At 72.0% G+C, this 21914-nt stretch carries 16 protein-coding genes; 7 read left to right on the top strand and 9 right to left on the bottom strand.

Annotation, left to right across the window (positions count from 1 at the left end):
- Nucleotides 1–32: 32 nt before the first annotated feature.
- A complete protein-coding gene (gene eccE / locus ABZU53_RS10985; protein WP_355065363.1) occupies nt 33–2039 on the bottom strand; it encodes a type VII secretion protein EccE in 2007 nt (668 codons plus the stop codon).
- 290 nt (nt 2040–2329) lie between these two features.
- Between eccE and ABZU53_RS10990 the strand changes: the two genes are divergently transcribed.
- Together ABZU53_RS10990 and ABZU53_RS10995 are read left to right on the top strand one after the other, a co-directional pair.
- A complete protein-coding gene (locus tag ABZU53_RS10990) occupies nt 2330–2650 on the top strand; it encodes a WXG100 family type VII secretion target (protein ID WP_354860428.1) in 321 nt (106 codons plus the stop codon).
- A 21-nt stretch (nt 2651–2671) separates the two neighbouring features.
- Nucleotides 2672–2965 (top strand): WXG100 family type VII secretion target, encoded by a 294-nt coding sequence (locus tag ABZU53_RS10995; RefSeq protein WP_354860426.1) that lies wholly within the window; start codon nt 2672–2674, stop codon nt 2963–2965.
- A 151-nt stretch (nt 2966–3116) separates the two neighbouring features.
- On the opposite strand, the gene mycP is transcribed toward ABZU53_RS10995, so the two are convergent.
- Complete coding sequence (gene mycP / locus ABZU53_RS11000) at nt 3117–4340, bottom strand: type VII secretion-associated serine protease mycosin (RefSeq protein ID WP_355065365.1); 1224 nt, start codon at nt 4338–4340, stop codon at nt 3117–3119.
- Nucleotides 4341–4492: 152 nt separating this feature from the next.
- On the opposite strand from mycP, the gene ABZU53_RS11005 reads away from it, so the two are divergent.
- Nucleotides 4493–7435: an SseB family protein gene (locus ABZU53_RS11005; protein WP_355065367.1), complete on the top strand. Its 2943-nt coding sequence runs from the start codon at nt 4493–4495 to the stop codon at nt 7433–7435.
- On the top strand, nt 7432–7797 hold the full coding sequence (locus tag ABZU53_RS11010) for a hypothetical protein (protein WP_355065369.1): 366 nt from the start codon (nt 7432–7434) through the stop codon (nt 7795–7797). Before ABZU53_RS11005 ends, ABZU53_RS11010 begins: the two co-directional genes overlap by 4 nt.
- Nucleotides 7798–7801: 4 nt before the next feature.
- On the opposite strand, the gene ABZU53_RS11015 is transcribed toward ABZU53_RS11010, so the two are convergent.
- From ABZU53_RS11015 to acs, 5 genes are all read right to left on the bottom strand, one after another.
- Nucleotides 7802–8734, bottom strand: coding sequence for an alpha/beta hydrolase (locus ABZU53_RS11015; RefSeq protein ID WP_354860420.1), 933 nt, complete (start codon nt 8732–8734; stop codon nt 7802–7804).
- Between the two features lie 65 nt (nt 8735–8799).
- On the bottom strand, nt 8800–9201 hold the full coding sequence (locus tag ABZU53_RS11020; protein ID WP_354860418.1) for a hypothetical protein: 402 nt from the start codon (nt 9199–9201) through the stop codon (nt 8800–8802).
- Between the two features lie 203 nt (nt 9202–9404).
- Complete coding sequence (locus tag ABZU53_RS11025) at nt 9405–11831, bottom strand: immune inhibitor A domain-containing protein (protein ID WP_355065553.1); 2427 nt, start codon at nt 11829–11831, stop codon at nt 9405–9407.
- Between the two features lie 332 nt (nt 11832–12163).
- Nucleotides 12164–14956, bottom strand: a complete 2793-nt coding sequence (locus ABZU53_RS11030; protein ID WP_355065371.1) for an immune inhibitor A domain-containing protein — start codon at nt 14954–14956, stop codon at nt 12164–12166.
- A gap of 242 nt (nt 14957–15198) precedes the next feature.
- Nucleotides 15199–17163 carry an acetate--CoA ligase gene (gene acs, locus ABZU53_RS11035; protein WP_355065373.1) on the bottom strand — a complete coding sequence of 655 codons (1965 nt, stop codon included), beginning with the start codon at nt 17161–17163 and terminating at the stop codon, nt 15199–15201.
- A gap of 388 nt (nt 17164–17551) precedes the next feature.
- Here acs and ABZU53_RS11040 point away from each other — a divergent pair, with 388 nt between their 5' ends.
- Nucleotides 17552–18298 (top strand): oxidoreductase, encoded by a 747-nt coding sequence (locus ABZU53_RS11040; RefSeq protein WP_355065375.1) that lies wholly within the window; start codon nt 17552–17554, stop codon nt 18296–18298.
- Between the two features lie 119 nt (nt 18299–18417).
- On the opposite strand, the gene ABZU53_RS11045 is transcribed toward ABZU53_RS11040, so the two are convergent.
- Entirely contained in the window at nt 18418–19221 is an 804-nt protein-coding gene (locus ABZU53_RS11045) for an HAD-IB family hydrolase (RefSeq protein WP_355065377.1), read from the bottom strand.
- A gap of 356 nt (nt 19222–19577) precedes the next feature.
- On the bottom strand, nt 19578–20327 hold the full coding sequence (locus tag ABZU53_RS11050; protein ID WP_355065379.1) for a DUF4240 domain-containing protein: 750 nt from the start codon (nt 20325–20327) through the stop codon (nt 19578–19580).
- Between ABZU53_RS11050 and ABZU53_RS11055 the strand changes: the two genes are divergently transcribed.
- The gene (locus ABZU53_RS11055) at nt 20318–20869 is read left to right on the top strand and encodes a sigma-70 family RNA polymerase sigma factor (RefSeq protein ID WP_355065381.1); all 552 of its coding nucleotides are present in this window, start codon (nt 20318–20320) and stop codon (nt 20867–20869) included. The two genes, ABZU53_RS11050 and ABZU53_RS11055, sit on opposite strands and share 10 nt — an antisense overlap.
- A complete protein-coding gene (locus ABZU53_RS11060; protein ID WP_355065382.1) occupies nt 20869–21876 on the top strand; it encodes a CU044_5270 family protein in 1008 nt (335 codons plus the stop codon). Before ABZU53_RS11055 ends, ABZU53_RS11060 begins: the two co-directional genes overlap by 1 nt.
- Nucleotides 21877–21914: the final 38 nt, after the last annotated feature.

Here is a 21914-nt window from a genome sequence, read left to right on the forward strand (position 1 = left end):
CGGCCGCAGCTGGGCTCGGCGCCCCCGTCGGCTCAGCCGCGCGCCGGCCGGCCGATCAGCTGGGCCTCGATCGGGGTGGGGGAGAGCAGCGCCCACCGCAGGGCTCGGCGATTCACCACCGCCACCATGTCGTCCCGGATCCGGGTGAGCCAGTCGGCCGACCCACCCAGCCCCAGCGCCGCGCCGGCCAGCGCGGCCTCGGCCGCGTGCAGCGGCTGCAGCACCGCCAGGTCGGCGCGGCTCAACGCGTCCACATCGGCCGGGGTCAGCTCGTCGCGCACCACGAGAGTGGCCCGCCACGCCGGACCCGGCTCGGTCTCGGCCGGCGCCGGCCCGGCGTCGACCACCAGCAGCAACGGCTGGAGCGCGGTGCCCACCGAGTCAGCGACCGGTCGGCCCGGCGGGATCAGCGGGATCGTTCCCCCCGGAGCGCCCACACCTCGCACGAACGGCTCCCAGACACGGGGTCGCGCCGTCTGCACCACCACCAGCGCGCCCAGGGCCATCGCCCGCAGCGCCACCAACTGCGCGGCGCGCACCCCGCCCACCAGCATCACCCGGGTGCTCTCCGGCCGGAACAACCGCACGGTGACCGCACCGCCGTGCCGGTTGGTGCCGACCATCATCCCCGCCTCGCCCAGGGTCAGCTCCCAGTCGTCCAGCGCCACCGCCGATTGCCCCCCGGCGCTGGTGAGCGCCACCGGCAGCGTGCCAGCCAGCCCGGTCAGGTGCGCGCCGTCGAGTCTGCGCAGCGTCCCGCCGACGCCGCTGACCAGTCGGCCCAGCGCGTCGACGGCCACGGTCAGCTCGGCGGTCGACGCCGCGGCCAGGCGTACGGCCATCTCGGTAGGCGCCGTCCCGGTGCCGGCGGCCGGCGGTGGCCCCACGCAGAGCGACACAGTCGTCGCGGTCGCCGGCAGCGCGAGCAGCCGGGGCACCAGCCGCCGCGCGGCCGGGGCGCCGGTCTGCGGCCAGTCGACCAGCCGGAACGTGGCCTGGACGAGAGCGCCCGAGCGGAGCAGCGGCCACGACTCCCGCACCGGCTGGCCGTCGTGGTGGGCCAGTTCGCCCAGCACGCGCAGCGCCGCCGGTACGCCGAGCGGCCGGGCGGTAAGCGGCCCGAGTCGGCGGACGATCCGGCGTACCGTGCCGGCGAGCGCCCGACGCAGGGCCTCCTGCGTCCACCCGTCCGCCCGCAGCACCCGGACCGCCAGCACCGCCCGCTCCCGCCCGGCGAGCCGTCCGTCGGTGAGCTGCCGGTACGACGTGCCGACGGTGCCACCCGCCGTCGGGACGGGTGCCGGCGTCCCGCTGAGGAGCAGCTGGATCCGCAGCGGCGGGACGTCCGGACCGGGCGTCGGCAGCAGCGCGGCCGGCGCGGGGATCGCTCGGGACGCGTCGCCCAGCAGGTCGCCGGGATCGCCGAGCTCCAGAAGCGCCACCATGCCGCCGGTGTCCTCCAGCACCGCCGCCGGCCCGCCGGACAGCTCCGTCGAGTGGACCACGGCACCGGGTGCGACCAGGGCGAGCAACTCGGCCGGGCCGGGCTGCTGGCCCAGCACACGGCGCCGGGTCACATGCCCGGCGGCGGTGCCCAGCCACTCGAAGAGCCACCGGCCGCGGACCCGGACGCCGGCGACCGCCACGAGGAGCGCCGCCACCAGCAGCGCGGCGACGGTGACCGGCGTGCCCCGGCCCAGCGCGGCGAGGACGACCGCGACGGCGACCTGCCCGGTGACCAGTTGACCCGCGCGGATCCCCGCGCCGCGTCGGCTGAACGCGGCCCACCGGCCGCGAGATCGTCGATCGAGTACGCGATCCCTGGCTGCCCCCGACCCGGGGACGCCGAGGGCGGCCGGCGCGGTACTGATGGCTACGGTCGCGGTTGCTCCGGTGTCGACACCCGGCGCGGTGCCGACAGACGTGGTTGTTCCGACGGCGGTGGGGGCCGACCCGGCTGTCGGGGCGCTGGCGGCCGGGACCGGGCCCCAACCGGGCCGGCTCGCCGGCTGCGAGCCTCCGGTGGTGATCGGCGACACCGCGCCTCCTCGACCAGTTGGGACGTGCCGGGCGGCCGACCGCCCCGGGATTGCCCGTCACGCGCCGCGACGTGGCTGCCGCACATCGTAAGCGACCGATGGCTGCCGTGGTTGTCCACAGGGGAGGTGCGTGGGGTAGCAGAACGGCTACCGGGCCGCTACCGTCAGCCACGAAGTTCATCGCTGACCCGCGTCCACCCATGCTCGTCGACCGGGCCACGCGATCGGTGCGCTCCCACGGTGGGCGCACAGCCGGCCAGGCACGACCGAGGAGACGAGGTGATGTTCGGGTGTCCCAGACCCAGGCAGAAGCGGCGGTGATGCGACAGACCGCCGCGAAGTTCGAGCAGGTGGACCAGTCGTTGCAGTCCATGCTGACCGGCCTGCTGGCCGAGCTGGAGGTGTTGCAGCAGGCCTGGCGCGGTGCCGGTGGGCGGTCGTTCGAGCAGGTCAAGCGGCAGTGGTCAGAGGATCAGGCCGCGTTGCACCGGGCCCTGCGGGAGACCGCCGGGGCCATCCGCACCGCCGGCCGACAGTACGACGTCTCGGACGACGAGGCGGCCAGCCGGGTGGCCGGCACCAACCGCGGCGGCATCCAGCTGCCGCTCTGACCTGCCGGAAGGGGAGTTCCGATGGACCACGGTGTGCTGGTCGTCAACTTCGCCGCGCTGCAACAGGCCGGCGCGGACATTCAACGGGCGCTGAACACGCTCGACTCGCAGCTCGGCCAGCTCGAACGCGACGCCGCGCCGCTGGTGTCGGCCTGGGCGGGTGACGCCCGACAGGCGTACGAGCAGCGCCAGGCGCGGTGGCGGTCCGCCTCGCAGGACCTGCAGGCGATGCTGCGCGCCATCAAGGTGGCGGTGGACGATTCCGCGGCCGACTATCTGGACACGGAGAAGAAGAACACCGGGCTGTTCCAGTGACGCCGGTGGGCCGGGAGCGCTGACCGTGCCCGCGTCGGCGCCCCGGCCACCCTCCGACGAGGGGCGCCCGCGTGCTGGCCGATCGAGGCGACATCCCGCACGCGGGGCACCGGGGTCGAAGCCCGCCGAGGCGGACCAGAACCGGGCCGGGTCAGGTTGGCTCGGCAGGTCGCCAGCGCCGGCGCGCGCCGCGGGGCAGCACGAGGGCGAGCAACACCACGGCGACCGCCGTCAGGCCGATCGCCGCGCCGGCCACCAGAGCCCGGTCCCGGGCGGTCGCGCGGCGGGCCTGGCGGGCGAGCACCGCCGGGTCGGGCCGGTCGTCGGCGAGTGCGGCAACCGGCCGAGGAGCGGTCGTACGGCCGCCGCCGGTCTCGGTGACCGCGCGGTAGGGGTTCAGCACGCCGGCGCCGTACCCGCCGCCGTGTCCCGGGCCGGGCGCCGGATCGACCGTGGCGACGATCCGCCGCACCACCTCGGCGGCGGTCAACTCGGGACGGTACGCGCGCAGCAGCGCCGCCGTGGCGGCCACGAACGGCACCGCGTAACTGGTGCCCTCGACCTGCTGGTGGCCCTGCGCGGGCGCGGCGACCAGCACCGCGCTACCCGGGGCGACCAGATCGACGTACGAGCCGGTCTGGGAGAAGGTCGCCCGTGCCCCGTCCGCCCCGATCGCGCCCACCCCGAGCACCCCGTCGTACGCGGCAGGGAACGGGCGCGGGTCGCCGCTGTCGTGCAGGTTGCCCACTGCGGCCACCAGCACCACGTCCCGCTCGACGGCGTACCGCACGGCGGAGCGGACCTCCGGGTCGTCGGCGTACAGCACGACGGAGAGGTTCACCACGTCGGCGTCGTGGTCGACGGCCCAGCGGATGGCGCGGGCGAACTCGTCGGCGCTGACCGTGCGCCCCGACTCCCGGCCCTGCACCACCTGCTGCTCACTCACCCGTACCGGCAGGATCCGGGCGGCCGGGGCCAGGCCGTGGAAGGCGACACCGGGCCGGGGCGCCGCCGCGATGATGCTCGCCACGCCGGTGCCGTGCCCGGCGCAGTCCCGGCTGCCGTCCCCACCCGGGTCGAGCAGGTCGGTGCCGGCCAGCACCCGTCCGGTCAACTGGGGGTGCGCCCGGTCGACTCCGGAGTCGACGACCGCGACCGTCACCCCGGCGCCGGTGGTCAGCGGCGCGAGCCGCGCGGGGTCGTACCGCTGCTGGGGCCAGGGTGTGGCCTCGACCGGCCGGACGGGCGCCAGTGGGGTCGCGCAGGCCGGGGCCAACCGGAGCCCGGCGCTGGCGGCGACGGCCGGACCGGTCGCGGCGGTCAGCAGAGCAGCGGCCAGACCTGCCAGGACGGGGTGCGCGATCGACCGGGACATCGACAGCCTCCGTATCGTGTCGGCTCCGGAACGGGATGTTATCGCCTCGACGCCGCCCCGGCGGACCGCCGCCGGCCAGCCATTGTGATCTTGATACCACCTTGTAGGTTGTACGCGATACCTGTGGCCTGTTCTCGGAAGGAGAGGTGGCCGTGACCGAATGGGAGCCGGCCACGGAGGCCGAGGTGGCGATGTGGGACGCGCTGCGCGCCAACGACCAGGAGCTCTACTTCCGCCTCCTGTCCCGCACCGATCTGCTGTTGCCGGTCTCCACGCCGGCGCCGTCCGGTCAGGCGTCCGCCGGCTGGGGCACCTGGACCACCGGTGGCCGGACCCACGTGCTGGCCTTCACCTCCGCCGCGGCGCTGCGGGCCTGCCTCGGTGAGCACGGCGGCACCAACCGGCGCGTGCCGTTCACCGACCTCGCCCTCGGTTGGCCCAACCACGAGTGGTGGCTCGCGGTCAACCCCGGGTTGCCGGTCGAGGGCTACCTGCCCGCCTGGTTCGTGTCCCAGCTCTCCCGTGGTGACGTCCGGCTGCCGGGCCGCGCCATGGGCGCCCGCGCGCGGCTGGAGCGGGCCGAGACGCTGGCCCGGTCGAGAGCCGGTACGACCGGCCGGGACGCCTCGCCCTCCACCGGGTTCGTGCCGCCCGCGTCGGACCCGACGCCGTCCGGACGACCCGCGCCGAGGAACGCGGTGCCGCCGGTGGGCACACCCCCGGCGTCGGGCACCCCGACCCGGGCGCCCGGTCCGGGTGAGCTGTCGCGCCGGTCCGGCTCGGAGGACCTGCCCGCCGCCGGTCAGCGGCAGCCGACCGTCCCGCCCCGACCGGCCCGCCCCGGCGTCGGCCCCGTGCCGGGCGTTGGCCGTACCGGCGCATCCCGGTACGTGCCGCTGGCCTCCACCGACCGCGCCCCGGCCGACCAGCCGGGTCCGCGCGCCGGCCGACCGTCCGCGAGCCCTCCGGCCACCGACGGCGACGGCCCGGCCGCCGGTGACGGCAACAGCCAGGGTGGTCGGCGTTCCTTCTTCGAGCCGACGTCCGGTCGAGCGTCCGGCCCTGTCTCCGGCGATGGTCGGTCGGGCGACCGCGCGGTGCCGCCGTCCCGGTTCGGGCGGGGCAGCCAGCCCTTCCCGCGCCGCCGTCCCGCAGACACGCCGGGCGGCGACAACGCGGCCCCGGCCTTCCCGATGCCGACACCGGACGCCACCCGACCGCTGCGGCCACCGGCCGGCGACCTGGGCGCGTCCCGGGTGGTACGAGCGCCCGCGACCGACGACGAGACCACCCAGCCTCTGCCACCGCGACGGCCCAACCCGTTGGCCGAGGAACCCACCCGTGCGTTCCGGGTGCCCGGTCCAGCCGCGGGTGAGCCGTCACCGACCCGCGTCGGAGGGCCCGTTCCCACGGCGGACGAGACCCAGGCGATCCCGCGTGGCCGATCCGGGGACCGGCAGCGCTTCGAGCCGGTGGAGGAACTGCCGCCGTCGGTCGCGGAGCCGGTCTCCGGCCCACCCGCCCCGCGTCGCGGCTTCACGCCGATCGTCATCGAGGGCACCATCATCGAGTCCCGGGATCTCCTCGACCCGACCGAGGGCGCTCCTGCGTTCGACGCGGCCCGGCGACCCGGCCCGACCACCGCCGCCCCGCCGACGTTCGGCCCGGCCGCGTCCGGCCCGTCTGTGCCCGACCCCGCCGTTCCCGGCGCCTCGATGCCCGGCCCCTTCGTTCCCGGGCCCTCCGCCGCGGCCCCGGATCCGTTCGGCGTTCCCTCGTCGTTCGAGCCCGCGTCGTCCGGCCCGGTCTCGTTCGAACCCGCCGACACCGGCACGGGCCGGCCCGATTCCACCGGGACCGCCGAAGGCCTGTTCGGCACGGACCGCACCGGCGCGGGCCCGCTCGATTCTGCCGGCTCCGACCTGAGCAGCGCAGACCTGAGCGGCGGCGGCCTGGGCGGTGGCGGCCTGGGCGGCGCTGGCGGCTCGGCTGGCGTGGCCGCCGGTTGGTCCTCGCCCCGGTCCCCGGTGGGCTACGAGCCGGAGGCGGTACGCCCCGACACCGACGACGAACGCCCGGTCGTGGACGACCAGCGTGCGATTGTCGACGAGCCGGCGTCGGTGCAATTCGAGCCGGCCAACACGGTCGAGGAGGACCTGCTCGGCGCGGCGGGTGCCGGCAGTACGGACACGTTCCTGTCCACCCTGCTGTTGGCCCGGGTCCTGCTCCCGGCGGCGGCGGACTCGGTGCGCGGCAGCCGTCCCGGCGACCCGGGCTTCGTCTGGCGTACCGCGCAGCTCGACGGCGAGACGTACGTGGTGGTCTACACGTCCCCGGAGCGCCTCGCCGACCACGTCGAGGGTGACGTCGACACGGTCCGGGTGAAGTTCGCCCAACTGATCCGGCGCTGGCCCGACGAGGACTGGTCGTTCGCCGTCAACCCGGGCACGCCGGTCGGCGCGAAGCTGCCCGGCGAGCAGATCGTCGCCCTCGCCAACTGGGCCGCCGAGGTCGGGCTCGGTGACGACCTGGAGGTCGACGCCGAGGAGGCGCCGGCCGTGGCGGAGCCCGCCGCCCGTCCCCGGTACGCTCCCGCGGCGGTCGACCCGGCCCGCCCGACCGTGATGCAGAAGGCGATCGCGCCCAGTCAGCTCGCGTACTACCTGGAGCGGGGGTACGACCGGGTCTCCGGCTTTGTGCACCGGGCCGGCGAGTTGGCCCACCTGACCACGCCGGCCGAGCTGCATGACGCGCTGGGCCTGAGCTACCCGGGGTCACCGTTCGTACGGGACGCCGAGGAGATCTACGTGCTGCGCTGGCCGGCGCACCGGCCCAGCCTCTACCGGATCCCGTACGGCGGCCAGAACGAGCCGGCGATGCGGGCCATGGAGGGCTGGGTCATCGAGCGCCCGCCGTTCCGGGGCAACGGCTTCGCCCCGGGTGAGAGCAGCGACGTGGTGGCGGAGTTCAAGGTGGACAGCGCCCGCCTTCCGCACGGCGCGCAGCTCTGGCGCATCGGCGGGGACGGCACCGAGCGGGTGATCGCAGTGCTCGACACGGACGCGGTGGTCTGGCGACGGGTTCCGGAGGCGTGATGCGAGACGGCTACGTGGCCCGCTGGCGGGGCCGGGAGTACCAGGCGAGCCCGGACGGCGACGACATCCGGCTCTACCAGCCGGAGCCGGGTGAGGGCTTCGAGGAGGTCCGTCCGGGCCGGTACGTGCGGGTGCTGCCGGCGAGCGAGGTCGAGGATCTGGCGTACGTGCGGACCACCTGCACGTGGCAGGGGCAGCCGTTCATCGTGCTCGGGAAACACGACGCCTGGCTGCGGGTGGAGTACACCGGCGGTCGCTGGCCGGTGGCCGAGGCGATGCGGCTGGAGGTCTTCGACTTCGGCGTCTACCAGGGCTGGGCGCCGGCCGCCGAGGTCACCGACCTGCGCGAGCAGCGGGTCTGACCGATCAGGACTTGGCCCACCGCAGGATCTCGCCGAGCACCAGCTCGGGAGCTTCCAGGTGGGGGAAGTGCCCCACCCCGTCGAGCAGGCGCCACTCGTACGGCGCCACGACGTACCGGCCGGACCCCAGGGCGGTTCGTGGCAGGGCGGCGACGTCCCGTGCGCCGTGCAGTTGAAGGGTCGGGGTGACCAGCGGCTTCTGCATGAGGCGGACGAACCGGTAGCCGTGCAGCCGCAGCACCGAACGGAAGGCCCAGCGGTAGCCTTCCAGCGCGCAGAAGGCGGCCTGCGGGATGCGCATCGCCTCCCGGCACCGCTCGGCGTACGCCTCGAAGTCGCCGCTGGCGGCCCAGCGCGGCCCGGCCCAGCGGCGCAGGATCTCCCCGACGGCCGCCCCGCCGTCCTTGGTGAGCACGTGCTCGTAGCGGGGGAGCTGGAACTTCAACGCCGGGGTGGAGGCGGCGAACTGCCCGCGTGGGTCGGCGAAGATGGCGGCGCGCAACCGCAGCGGGTGGGGTGCACCCAGGACCACCAACCGCCGGACCAGCGACGGGTGGAACGACGCCACCGTCCAGGCCACCATGCCGCCGACGCCGCTGCCGACAAGCGTCGCCGACCGTTCACCGAGGGCACGGATCAGGCCGGCGATGTCGGCGGCGAGGGTGTAGCCGTCGTATCCCCGGGGTGGTTTGTCGCTGGCGCCGTAACCGCGCAGGTCCACGGCGACCGCGCGGAAGCCGGCGTCGGCGACCGCCGGGAGTATCTGGTGCCAGGCCCACCAGTGCTCGGGGAAGCCGTGCAGGAAGAGCACCATCGGCCCGGTGCCGGCCTCGACCACGTGGAACCGGGTGCCGTTGGCACCGACGAAACGGTGCGTCCACGGCCCCTCGGTGAGGACGCAGGACTCGTCGACGGCTCCGCCGCGCTGGTCGGTCATGGTTGACAGCCTAGGACCCCGCCGGCAGGCAGCCGTTCTGCCTGCCCGGGAGCGTCGGGCGACGGTCAGCCGACGGGGCTGATGTCGACGATGCTGGCCGGGGTGCCCGGGCCGCAGTCGGCGGCCGGGTCGGCCGGGCCGATGGTCACCCGGACGGTCGTGCCGACGGTGAAGGTGCCCTTGCCAGCGCCGTGCAGCGCATACTGCCGGCCGTCGTCGGTGACCAGGCCATAGCAGGGGCCGTTGCCGCCCCGGTTGATCCGTCCGGCCAGCACGTTGGCCTTGCGGGCGTCGGTCGGCGTGCGCGGTGGGCCGGTCGGCGGGCGCAGGGTGGGCAGTGGGACGCGCGAACGCGGCGGGCGACCGGAGGGGGACGACGGCGTCGGATCGGTGGGCCCGGTCGGCGCGGCGGCGGACGAGGGGGCGCCGGTCGAGGGGGCGTCGGACGGGGTCTGCTCGGAGGACACGCCGGCTCCTTCGTTCCGCGTCCCGGCGCAGCCGGTGAGCGCCAGCAGGACAGTCAGACCGGCGCCGGTCAGGGTGGTGCGGGTTCGCGGGTGCACGGGTGATCGGACGCGCGGGGCGCGACCGGGGTTCCCGGAACGGGCGATGCCCGGGCAGGTGACCTGCCCGGGCATCGCCGTGGTGCGGGTGTCGCCTGATCCGAGGATCAGAAGAAGCGGACGTTGGTGTAGATGCCGTCCTGCGACAGAACCTTGATCTTCCGGCCGGTCGCCGGGAGCTTGACGCCGTGGTTCGGCAGCTCCGGGTACCAGTACTGCTGGGTGTCGTCGAACAGAGGCTGCGCGGCCTGGCCCCGGACGTACTGGGGCTGGCTGTCGATGTGCAGCGTGAACGAGTCGGCCTTCTTCAGGCTGAACGGCGCGTCGTAGACCTGGACGCGGGCCCGCCAGGGGGCACCGGTCAGGTTGTAGAGCGGCCGCGGGTGCGCGTCGATGATCATGTTCCGACCCTCACCCGGGTGAGCGAACGTGTCGTTGTCCGCCCAGCGCAGGTTCCAGTAGGAGATCAGCAGACCCTCCTGGTACGCGTAGTGGTCCACGTAGTCCGGGCGGGTGTTCGCGTAGCCGAAGTAGTACGGGCCGGTCTTGAGGTACTTGTCGTACGAGGTGTACGACCGGGTACCGGCGATGTAGTAGTTCGCGAACTTCTTGGTGTAGGTGGCCGCGGCGATCTCGAACTTCCCCGCGAACGTCCAGCCGTTGGCACCGTTCTCGGCGCCGTCGGTGAACACGGTCTGACCGTCAGCGGTCACGGTGATCGCGTCACCGTAGAAGCCGCCCTTTGACAGCCCGCCGTCGGTCTGGTAGCGCAGCCGGAACTGCACGACCTTGCCCGCTACGGAGTTCATCGGGATGTTGACGTCAACCCACTTGCCGTTGCTGGAGCCGTCCAGGGCGAAGCGCCCGGGGGAGATCTCCTTCAGCGGGTTGCCGTTGACGGTGCCGGGCAGGGTCGCCCAGGTCTTGCCACCGTCGACCGAGGCCTCGAAGAACAGGTAGTCGAACCCGCTCTCGATGTTGTAGCGGCCCTTCATGGCCAGGGCGGCCGTCGACTTCCCGGTGAGGTCCAGCGTCCGGGTCATCGTGCTGTTCAGGTCGTCCTCGTTGCCCGTGAAGAACTGCTTGCTGCCCTCGAACGGTGCGCCGTTCGAGAAGGTGTACTCACGCGGCGGCAGGTTGACCACCGCGGCCTGCGCCTCCGGCGAGTTGTACTCCTGCGGGCCGAGCTTTACGGTGCGCTTCTCGTTCGGCCCGAGCGTGTCGTGGTCGAGCCAGCCGAGCTGGAGCTTGTTCCACGCGCCGAGGTCGCCACCGCGCTCGCCGATGCCGCCGTCGTTCTTGGCGCCGAGCCGGCTCTGGGCCATCAGGGTCCAGTGCTCGTTGTTGTTGTCGCCACCACTGACCACGTTGTAGTCGTCCGGCAGACCGAGGTCGTGGCCGTACTCGTGGTAGAAGACGCTCCGGCCACCGTTCTCCGGCTGGATGGTGTAGTCGCCGATCCAGACGCCGGTGTTGCCGATCTGGGTGCCGCCGGCCGGGAAGTTCGCCGGGCCGGTGTTGCCCTGGTCCGAGGCGTACGCGTACCAGCGGTGGCTCCAGATGGCGTCCTCACCCTGGATCGGGTCACCGTCGGCCTGGTCGCCGCCGGAGTGGACGATCTGGAAGTGGTCGATGTAGCCGTCCGACTCGTTGAAGTTGCCGTCACCGTCGAAGTCGTACCGGTCGTACTGGTCCATCGACTTGACATCGGCGGCGATCTGCGCGTCGGTGCGACCGGCGGCCTTCTGGTCGATGACCCACTGGTTGGCGGCGTCGCGGACCAGGTCCCAGGTGTTGCTGCAGACGTTGCTGTCGCAGACGTTCGGGTCACCGGTCGGGTCGTCGTCGGCCTTCGGGTCGTCGGAACGACCGTAGCGGGCCTCGTTGTACTTGACCTTGACCCAGTCGGTGACCTCGCCCTCGACGCTGTAGCGACCCGAGGACTGGGCCTCGTAGTACTGCTTCAGCGACTCGTCACCGGGGTTGGTGCCGAAGTAGAGCTGCCGGTAGTGGTCGGCGTTGTAGTCCGGCTGCCAGACGGTGGAGTTGTCCACCGCCCGGTTGGGCGCCGGGATCTCGTTGTGCAGCGGACCGGTGAACTTGGTCGGCCCCGCGGTGTTGGGGTCGATGTTCTTGTCCGGGAAGTCCGGGTGCCGCTCGTTGCCGAACTCGGCGAGGATCACGAAGATCTTGTCGGTCCGCTGACGGGAGAGCTCGACGTACTGGTCTTCCGTCTGGGCCGTGCCCGCCCCGGTGGTGCGGGCGGCGGCCCCGTCGGCCTGGGTCTTACCGACCTTGACGACGGTGCTGCCGTTGATCTTCTCTGCCTTGGCCTTGCCGGACAGGACCTCGCTGAGGCCCTCCTGGCGCAGCGCTCGCCGCTTGTCCTCCAGCGGGTTCGGCAGGTCGTGGTCGGCAAGGGCGGGCTCGGCGACCGACGGAGCGGCCGTCGGCAACTTCGGCTGCGGCGCGGCACTGGCGGACGGTCCGAACGCCAGCCCCGTCGCCGTCAGTGAGAGCCCGAGCAGACCCACTGCGACTTTGCGCACGTGGTACCTCCGGTGTGAGGGAACCGGCCCAACGGGGGTACGGGCCGGTGATAGATCGATCCCACTAGTGGGACCAATGGTGAACATAGACACTGCCGGGACGGGTGGGAAGATGTGCGCGTCGATTTGTTGCAAGATTTTGTTGGGAACGCTTTTCACCGTCACACCCCTGCGGTTCATCAGCACGCGAATCAGGGTGGACTGGTCGGCAACGTCCGCAGCGATGCATTTCGATCAATAAGATCAGCCGTTACGACAGTGGGGCCGGCAGCGTTCCCGCCACCGGCCCCACCATCAGTTGTTGCTGCGCGAAACCGTTACTTCTTCGCCGGGGTGACGAAGATGGTCGCGGACGAGTTGTCCCGCGCGGTCTTACGGATGGTCAACGAGACGCCGTTCTGCACGCCCGCGTCGCCCGGGTTACCGGTGCCGAGCACGATCACGCCGCCGCCCAGCGTCACGCCGTAGAACTCCGGCGCCGGGCTGCCGTCCGGGTTGGTCACCCGGGTGGTGTACGGCGCTCCACCGCGCGACGGCACCACCACGGAGGCGTCGTTGTCCCGCGCGTACGGAGCCCCGTTGCGCATCTCGATGCCCGGGTACCAGCCCTTGGCGTCGGTGAAGCTCTTCACCGGCGGCTGGGCCTTGAACTTCGTGCAGTACGCGCTGTACGGCTCGCCCGCCGCCTCCAGGCACTCCGTGAAGGGGTACGTCTTCTGGAGCGTGAAGGCCGCGTTGGACGACTGCGGCCGGCTGGGCAGGTTGTCCGTCACCGACGGGTCCTTCTCGGCCGCCGTACCGGTGCGCCGGTACGGGTCGAAGTGCGAGTCCACGATGAGCAGCCCGCCCTTCGCGCCGTAGCTGGGCAGCGCGGTCATCTGCCCGGTGACGTGGTTGACGTCGCCGAGCGCGCTGTCCCGGTACCACACCAGCATGCCCGGCGCGTTGTAGGAGATCCGGTCGACCTTCCACGCCTCGTGGGAGTAGATGGTGTCGTAGGCGTACTTCAGGCCCTTGTCGAAGCCGTCGAAGTTGCGCCACTCGGCCAGGTAGTACTGCGCGTGCACCTCCGTGCCGCCGGAGACCTTCCAGCCCGCGCCGGTGGTGTCCACGAACGTGCCGCCGGTGGCCGTCCAGCCGTTGGCGCCGCCCTCGACGTCGTCGCTCCAGGTGGTGGCGCCGCCGCCGGTGACCGAGAAGTCGTCGACGAACCAGTTGCGCTCCTCGAACGCCTCATCGGTGGCGAGACGTAGTCGCACCTGGACGGTCTTGCCCGCGTACGCCGACAGGTCGACGTAGTCGTGCCGCCAGCCGTCGGTGCTGCCGGTCAGGCCGTACTTCTTGCCGCCGAAGTCGTTCATCCGGCCGTTCGGGTCGCCGTAGTTGTCCGGCGTGGTGACCACCGTGCCACCCTCGGCGTACACCTTCTGCTCGGACCAGGTCGTACCGCCGTCGGTCGACAGCTCGACGAAGCCGAAGTCCCAGTCCTCCTCGATGATGTAGTTGTTCCACATCCAGAACTTGGCGTCCGCGGCGTTGGGCACGTCGACCGAGCGGCTCAGCTTGACGTCGGCCCAGCTCTGGTCGTTGTTGCTGTGCCACATCTTCGTGCCGCTGTGCGGCGTGGCCAGGACCGTCACCTTGTCCGGCAGGTCGACCTTGATGCCGTCCTCGGAGTCGATCGGCGTACGCGAGGTCTGCCCGAGCTTCACCTCACGCGGGTTGGAGCCGGGGCGGATGGTCAGCGGGTCGGCCCAGCCGAGCACCCACTTGTCCCAGATGCCCATGTGCGTGGGCAGCGCCTGGAAGATCTCACCCGAGTGCGAACCCGAGGCCATCAGATCCCAGAAGTCCACGTCGGAGTCGGCGTTGCCGGAGGTGTCGTAGAGGTCCGGCAGACCGAGGTCGTGGCCGAACTCGTGGGCGAAGACACCCACGCCGGCGTCCTCCGGCTGCACGATGTAGTTCGACACCTTCAGGCTGGTGCCCGGGATGGTGTAGCCACCCGGGACCGAGGAGGAGTGCGCCCAGACGGCGTACACGCCCTGGTCGCCGCCGCCGCGCGACTTGCCCTGGCCGGCGTGCACCAGCACGAGGTGGTCGATCACGCCGTCGGGCTCGAAGAGGTTGCCGTCACCGTCGCGGTCGGCCTGGTCTTCCTTGTCGTACTCGGCCCACGGGAAGCTGGGGTCCTTGGCGGCGAGCGCGTCGATCGCGTCGGTCGCCAGCCTGCCCGCGCCAGCCGGGTTGTCCGGGTGGCCGTTCATCGACTGCTCCCGGCCGGGGACCCAGTTGCCGTTCTCGTCCTGGGTGCAGCGGTTGGCCGCGTACCAGCCCTCGGAGTGCGGCACGGTGATCCACGGGCTGGCCTGCCCGGCGACCGTGTACGCGTTCTTGGACATCTCCAGGTACATGTTGTGCATCGTGCGACCGGTGAGGTCGATGCCCTTCTTGCCGTCCGGGCCCTTCAGGTCCTTGCGGACCCGCTCGGTGATGCCGTTCTTGCTGTACAGCATCTTGTCGTAGTGCGACGGCGAGAAGTCCGGCACCCACATCGAGTTGTTGTCCTCGTGCGGCAGCGTCGCCGGGTTCGGGATGGTGTTGTGCTTCGGCCCGTTCTGCACGGTGCCGGGGACACAGGTCCGATCCTCGAACACCGTCTTCGGGACCATCACGTTCGTGAAGTCGTCGTTCGCCTTGTCGTTGAACTCGACAAGCAGCGTCAGCAGCTTCGCCGTCTGCGTGGTCGGCGACTGCTTGATCTGCCGCGGGCTCTTACCCGTCTTGATCGACTTGGCTTCGATCTGCGCGAGCTGGCGCGCGGTCACCGGGTTGCCCCGTGCGTGCTTCTGGTCGAACGCACGCGCGGCGTCGACGGCCGGGGTGTAGACGCCACCCTTGCCCTTGACCTCACGGCCGGTGGTGTCCGTCTGCACCTCGGGCTCGGCGTAGTTGATGTAGTACTCGTCAGCCCCGATCACCGCCCGGGGGGTGGTGGACGGCTGCGCCGCCGCACTTCCACTCACGGTCAGTGAGGTGGCCGCGAGGGCGATGACGGGCAGCGCGACGAGTAGTCGTCGACGCGACCCCGGATGGGAGTTTCTGTTCATGCCGCTCCGTTTCTCGGGCATGGGCGGAGGAAGCCGGCCGACTCCGGACGCGCAGGGACGCATCGAGGCCCGCCGACCTCCGTGAAACTAAATGAGAAACACGCCGAACGGCGGGAACGTGATGGAGGCGTTATTCGTCCAACCACCGCAGCCGGCGGCGCGCGGTGGTCGTACCTCCACAAAAGATGACGGTGGGTGACGGTCCGTGCGGACCGTCACCCACCGATGGGGTACGCCTGTCGTCAGTCCTCGTCGGACTTCGCGCCGCTCATCCCGGAGGAGATCAGCTCCATCACCGAGGAGTCCTGCAGCGTGGTCACGTCGCCGAGCGACCGGTTCTCGGCCACGTCCCGCAGCAACCGACGCATGATCTTGCCCGAACGGGTCTTCGGCAGCTCCGGCACCAGCATGATCTGCCGCGGCTTGGCGATCGGGCCGAGCGTCTTTGCCACGTGGTTGCGCAGGTCCGCGATGAGCTGCTCACCCGCCTCGCCGACGATGTCCGTGCTGCCCCGCGGGATGGCGAACGCCACGATCGCCTGGCCGGTGGTCGGGTCGGTCGCGCCCACCACCGCCGCCTCGGCCACCGACGGGTGCGACACCAGCGCCGACTCGACCTCGGTCGTCGAGATGTTGTGCCCGGACACCAGCATCACGTCGTCGACCCGACCGAGCAGCCAGATGTGCCCGTCGTCGTCCTTCTTCGCCCCGTCGCCGGCGAAGTACATGCCCTCGAACCGCGACCAGTACGTCTCGATGAACCGGTTGTCGTCACCCCAGATGGTGCGCAGCATCGACGGCCACGGCTCGCGCAGCACCAGGTAGCCGCCCCCGCCGTTCGGCACCGACTGGCCCTGGTCGTCCACCACGTCGGCGACGATGCCCGGCAACGGAGTCATCGCCGAACCCGGCTTCGCCGCCGTCACCCCCGGCAGCGGGGAGATCATGATGGCGCCCGTCTCGGTCTGCCACCAGGTGTCCACGATGGGCAGCTCACCCCCGCCGACGTGCTGCCTGTACCACATCCACGCCTCGGGGTTGATCGGCTCGCCGACGCTGCCCAGGAGCCGCAGCGACGACAGGTCGAAGCCGGCGGGGATGTCCTCGCCCCACTTCATCATCGTCCGGATCAGGGTGGGCGCGGTGTAGAGGATGCTGACCTTGTACCGGTCGACGATCTCCCAGAACCGGCCCTTGTGCGGGGTGTCCGGGGTGCCCTCGTACATGACCTGCGTGGCGCCGTTGGAGAGCGGGCCGTACACGATGTAGGAGTGCCCGGTGACCCAGCCGATGTCGGCGGTGCACCAGTAGACGTCCGTCTCCGGCTTCAGGTCGAAGACCGCGTGCGTGGTGTACGACGCCTGCGTCAGGTAGCCGCCGGTGGTGTGCAGGATGCCCTTCGGTCGGGCCGTGGTGCCGCTCGTGTAGAGAATAAACAGCGGGTGCTCGGCATCGAACGGCTGCGCCGTGTGCTCGGCCGACGCCGTCTGGACCTTCTCGTGCCACCAGTGGTCCTTCTCCGACCAGGCCACGTCCTCACCGGTGCGGCGGACCACCAGCACGTGCTCCACCGACGGGCAGCTCGCCACCGCCTCGTCCACGGTCGGCTTCAACGCCGACGGCTTGCCCCGCCGGTAACCACCGTCCGCGGTGATCACCACCTTGGCGCTGGCGTCCTGGATGCGGTTGCTCAACGAGTCGGCGGAGAACCCGCCGAAGACCACGCTGTGCGCCGCGCCGATCCGGGCGCAGGCCAGCATCGCGACCGCCGCCTCCGGGATCATCGGCAGGTAGATCGCCACCCGGTCGCCCGCCGTGACCCCCAGGTCGGTGAGCGCGTTCGCCGCCCGGCAGGTCAGCTCGTGCAGGTCGGCGTACGTGAGAGTGCGGGTGTCGCCCGGCTCGCCCTCCCAGTGGATCGCCACCTTGTCACCCCGGCCCGCCTCCACGTGCCGGTCCAGACAGTTGTACGCCACATTGAGCTGCCCACCGACGAACCACTTCGCGAACGGCGGGTTCGACCAGTCGAGCACCTCGTCCCACTTCTTCGACCAGGCCAGCCGGTCGGCCTGCTTCGCCCAGAAGGCGAGCCGGTCGGCCTGCGCCTCGGCGTACGCGTCGACGGTGACGTTGGCGTGCGCGGCGAGTTCGGCCGGCGGGGGGAACTGGCGCGTCTCGTTCAGCAGATTGGCCAATGCCTCGCTCATGCCGTGACTCCTCGTCCTCGGGGTGACCTGCGTCTCGCTGGGCACGAGGGTAGTCGCGGGGTCCCCGGCCGGCGACCGCTGCCCACCCCGTCGCGCCGAGCGGCCCCCGTCGCGCGCCCGACGGCCGGCCCTGCCCGTCCCGCCGCGCCCGACCCCCGCCCGGGCGGGCCGGCGGGCCTTGCCCGTCCGCGCTGTGCCCGGCCCGTCCGGCGTTGATCGACACGGGTTCGGCGATATCGGGGTGTCCGGACCGGTGGGACACCCCGATATCGCCGATCTCGTGTTGACCATCCCCCCGGCGGGCCGGGGCGGGGCCGGCCGGGTGGCCCGGGTCGCGTTGCGGGTGGGTGCGGCCCGCCGGGCCGGGTCGGGTCGCTAGCGTGGCGAGATGACCACCGACCCGCTCGCCCCGCTGCTCGCGCTCGCCGACGTCGCCGCTGCCGTCGACCGGGCCCGTGAGCGCTTCGACCAGGCGCTCGGGCACCGCGCGCTGCGCCGCAACGGTGGCCAGGTCGCGGCCGAGGTCAGCCTTCGGTCGGCGGTGGCCAGCGCCGCGCTCGAAGGCGCCGTCCACGAGCGTGAGGAGGTCCGGGCCGGCACCGTCACCGACCCGGTGCTCCAGGGGGCGCTGCGGGTCGCCGGGGCGCTGCCCGGCCTGAGCGAACTCTGGCCGAAGGCACCCCGGCAGGCACTCGCCCGGCTGCACGTCCTCGCCGCCCGCGACATCGTGGGGGAGGCCGAGCTGGGCCGACCGGTGCCCGACCCGGTGGTCGCCGCCCGCCTCGACGGGCTCGCCGCTCTGGTGGCCGGCGGCACGAAGGTCTCCCCGCTGGTGCTCGCCGCCGTCGTACACGGAGAGTTGTTGAACCTGCGTCCGTTCGCCGGGCCGTCCGGCGTCGTGGCGCGCGGTGCCGCCCGACTGGTGCTGCTCGCCAGCGGCCTCGACCCGCGCGGCCTGCTCGGCGTCGACGTCGGTCACCGGGAGCGGGAGCCCGAGTACGTCGGCTCGGCCGGCGCGTTCGCCACCGGCACCCCGGACGGGCTGCGCTCCTGGCTACGGCACTACATGGCGGCCGTCGAGGTCGGTGCCGACCAGCTCACCACCATCGGCGACGAGATCCTCGCCGCCGCTTGAGCACCGCCCGCCCTCAGGGCGTCGATCATGGAGTTGTGGTGCCTTGCAAGAGTCGCGAAAGCGTCGAAGGCGCCCACCACAAGTCCATGATCGGCCGGAGAGCGGGGTGCGGCGGGGTGTTAGGCGGTGGCGGTGGAGCGGGTGCGACGGTGCCGCCCGTACCAGGCGATGCCGATGGCGACGCCCACGCCGACCCCCAGAGCTGCCGCGGCCACCGGAACCCCCGGCCGCTCCCGCAGCCGGCGACCCAGCGGGATCGGATGCCGGAACTCCAGCACCGGCCAGGCGTTCTCCGAGGCCAGCTTGCGCAGCTGCCGGTCCGGGTTGACCACGCTCGGGTGACCCACGCACTCCAGAAGCGGACGATCGCTGTACGAGTCGGAGTAGGCGTACGAGTCGGCCAGGTCGTAGCCGCGCGCGGTGGCCAGCTCACCGACCGCCTCGACCTTGCTCGGACCGGCCGCGTAGAACTCGACCTCGCCGCTGTACCGGCCGTCCCGCACCGCCATCCGGGTGGCGATCACGTCGGTCACCCCGAGCAGCTCGCCGATCGGCCGGACCATCTCCTCGCCGGACGCGGAGACCAGCACCACGTCCCGCCCGGCCGCCTGGTGCTCCTCGATCAGAGCGGCAGCCTCGGCGTACACATAGGGGTTGATCAGCTCGTGGAGCGTCTCCGCGACGATCTGGCGGACCTGTTCCACCTGCCAGCCTTTGCAGAGCGCGGCCAGGTAGTCCCGTGTTCGGGCCATGGTCTGCTCGTCGGTGCCGCCCAGCCGGAACATCAGCTGCGCGTACGCCGACTTGACCACGTCACGCCGGGTGATCAGCCCGTCCCGGTAGAACGGCCGACCAAACGCCAGGGCGCTCGACTTGGCGATGACGGTCTTGTCCAGATCGAAGAAAGCGGCACTTCGGCCCACGGCGCGAAAGTCTAGCCGGATGGTCTATCGTCGGCGGGTGCCCGGGGTCAGGCCACCCCTCGGACCTGCGGGCGGGCGCCTCCAACTCCGGTCGGCGTGACCGCGCTCACACTCCGCGAGGAGATTTTCGCGCTGAGTGGAGTGAACACCACTCGACGTGACGGGTCCGCTCAGGCAGACTTGTTCGCACGACGAGTTCTCACATCCCCGAAACAGACAGACCCTCGGCGGTTGCACCCCCCGTGACCGCTGAGTGGTTCGGCTCGACCCCCCCGGAGCCGAACCGTCGACGACCCCCGTCTCCCCCCGACGGGGGTCGTCTCTTTCCATGGGAGCGCGCCACAGCAGCTGACCGGCTACTCCATCGCGAGTCGGCGGGCGCGGAACAGCTCGAGGAGCCGAGGCAGCCGCCTTCGCCACTCGTCCTCGTCGCGAAGGTCCCAGCGATCGTCGTCAGGCTCCGGGCTGGGCTCTGGCGGGGTCGCAGATCGCGTTGCCTCGACGGCGTCCCAGAAGGCCTCGGAGTTACCCGTCAGCTGCTCGTACGCCGTCTCCGCGGCGAACTGGAGAGCCTCGTCGCCGATCCACAGGTCGCGGCCTTCCGAAGCGCTTATCTGCCGCACGGCGGGATGGTCGGCGAGCGAGTCGGGGTCGCGCACAACCGACTCGAACGCTCTTCTGCCCAGACCGACAAGCCCGGCCTGGAAGTCGGAGAACCCGTCGTCGGAAAGGAACCCGTACTCGATGATCCAGCATGCCGCGCAGACATCCCAGGTGTCGGCCTGGTCCACCACCTCGTCGAGCACCTGGTCGAACGCGACGATGTGCGGCAGCGGGAGCCGCATCAGCTCCGCCACCAGGGCCTCGGCGACCGCGCTCGGCTGACCGTCGCGTTGGGGTTGGTCCGCCGCTGTGCCTGCCGCGGCTCGTGCCCGCTCCACGACACTCCAGAACTCGCCTACATGCACGGCCAGGAGTGTCCACGATGGGTCTGACAGGAGAGGGCGCTGGGACCACGAAAGCGATCCGGGCGGTAATCGTCGGGCCTCCCGCGACACAAGCCAGGGTGAGGGTCGCCGAGGCAATGGGGGTTCGGGTGGGTCCACCGGAGAAACGCGACGAGGGCTGGTTCACCAGCCTCTACGCCGCCGATTACGCGCACATCGTCAGGTACGGCCTGCGTCGGCTCGCCGACTCCGAGGCGTCGGCCGAGCTCGCTCAGGAGGTCTTCGTCGTCGCGTGGCGTCGTCGCGGCGAGGTTCCGGACCGCAGCCTGCCCTGGCTGTACGGGGTGGCCCGCCGCCTGCTGGCGAACCAGTGGCGCTCCCGGCGTACCGCCCCCGACGTCGTGCCGATCACCGCCGCCGAGCTGACGAGGGTGGCCGACTCGTCCGGCGCCGACACGAGCGTGGGGATCGCCGACGTTCGGGCCGCGCTGGCCACCCTCGGCGATCTCGATCAGGAGATCCTCCGGCTGATCGGCTGGGAGGAGTTGACGGTGTCCGAAGCGGCCCAGGTTCTCGGCTGCACCCGCGCGACCGCGGCGGTCCGCCTGCATCGCGCCCGCCGCCGTCTCAGCGAAGCGATGTCCGACCGGCCGGTTCCATCCCGGCGTCCGGTGCTGGCGACCACCCGAGAGGATCTGTGATGTTCGGAGCAGAGCGAACCCGTACCCTCCTCGGTCCGGCCGACCCCGCGCGCAGCGTCGCCGTCGCACCGCCGCCGGCCTCGGCGCGCGATCTGATCGACCGGGCCGACGCCACCGAGCCGGACGACGGGCGTCGTCGCGTACGCCCGACTCGCCGGCTGGTCCTGACGGCCGGGACGCTGGCGGTGGCGGCCGGCGCGGTGGCCGTCCTCCAGCCGTTCGATGAGCACAAGCCGGACAGTCCGGGAGGGCCCGGTGGCGCGGTGGGAACGGTGCTCGTGCCGGTCGCGTACCAGTTCGACGCCGACCCACCGGCGGCCGGCCCGCAGCTGCGCGCGCTGGCCAGCAAGATCAAGGACGCGGAGTACGACCTGCACGGCGGTCGCTACATGTACCACCACACGAAGGAGTGGGGCGATCCGGTGATGACCTCAGCCGATGGCCGTCACCACGTCGCGTTCGCCGGTGAGTCGAAGGTCTGGCAGGCCGCCGACGGGACCGGCAGCCAGATCAACACGCAGCTGGAGCCGCAGTACCCGGACCAGGAGTCTCGTGCCTACTGGCAGCGCAAACTCGGAGCGGGTCCAGCAGTCGGCGGCAATCCGGGGGCGATGATCCCCCTGCCGCCCATGGAGCTCACACCACCGCCGGCCGACCCGTCGCAGTTGCGCGAACTGCTCCAGGTCGAGTACGGCCCGGGTGCGGCGAGCAAGGAGGTCAGTACGCTCTACGCGCGGTACGTCGTGCCGCGTGCGACCCGGGCGGAAGTGCTGCGGGTACTCGCCGACGTGCCCGGTTTCCGCTGGCGGGGGCGGGTGACCGATCGCGCGGGCCGGGCTGGCGTGGCGGTCACCTTCGACGACCGCGAACACGACCAGCAGTCTCTGCTGATCTTCGACCCAAGGACGGGTGAGTTGCTCGCCCACGAGCTGCTGACGCTGGCCCCGGTGCGGATCAGCGCGTACCAGCTGATCCTGGACACGACCTGGACCGACCGGATCGGCTGACCACCGACGTCGGGGCCGCTCCCGAGGGAGCGGCCCCG

Origin of the sequence: Micromonospora sp. NPDC005194 (assembly GCF_040608335.1) — a bacterium.
GTDB lineage: Bacteria > Actinomycetota > Actinomycetes > Mycobacteriales > Micromonosporaceae > Micromonospora.

Coding starts and splice junctions, on each gene's coding strand:
- acs (WP_355065373.1), bottom strand. CDS start 17,163: ATGAGCGAGGCATTGGCCAATCTGCTGAACGAGACGCGCCAGTTCCCC.
- ABZU53_RS11060 (WP_355065382.1), top strand. CDS start 20,869: ATGTTCGGAGCAGAGCGAACCCGTACCCTCCTCGGTCCGGCCGACCCC.
- ABZU53_RS11030 (WP_355065371.1), bottom strand. CDS start 14,956: ATGAACAGAAACTCCCATCCGGGGTCGCGTCGACGACTACTCGTCGCG.
- mycP (WP_355065365.1), bottom strand. CDS start 4,340: ATGTCCCGGTCGATCGCGCACCCCGTCCTGGCAGGTCTGGCCGCTGCT.
- ABZU53_RS10995 (WP_354860426.1), top strand. CDS start 2,672: ATGGACCACGGTGTGCTGGTCGTCAACTTCGCCGCGCTGCAACAGGCC.
- ABZU53_RS11040 (WP_355065375.1), top strand. CDS start 17,552: ATGACCACCGACCCGCTCGCCCCGCTGCTCGCGCTCGCCGACGTCGCC.
- ABZU53_RS11015 (WP_354860420.1), bottom strand. CDS start 8,734: ATGACCGACCAGCGCGGCGGAGCCGTCGACGAGTCCTGCGTCCTCACC.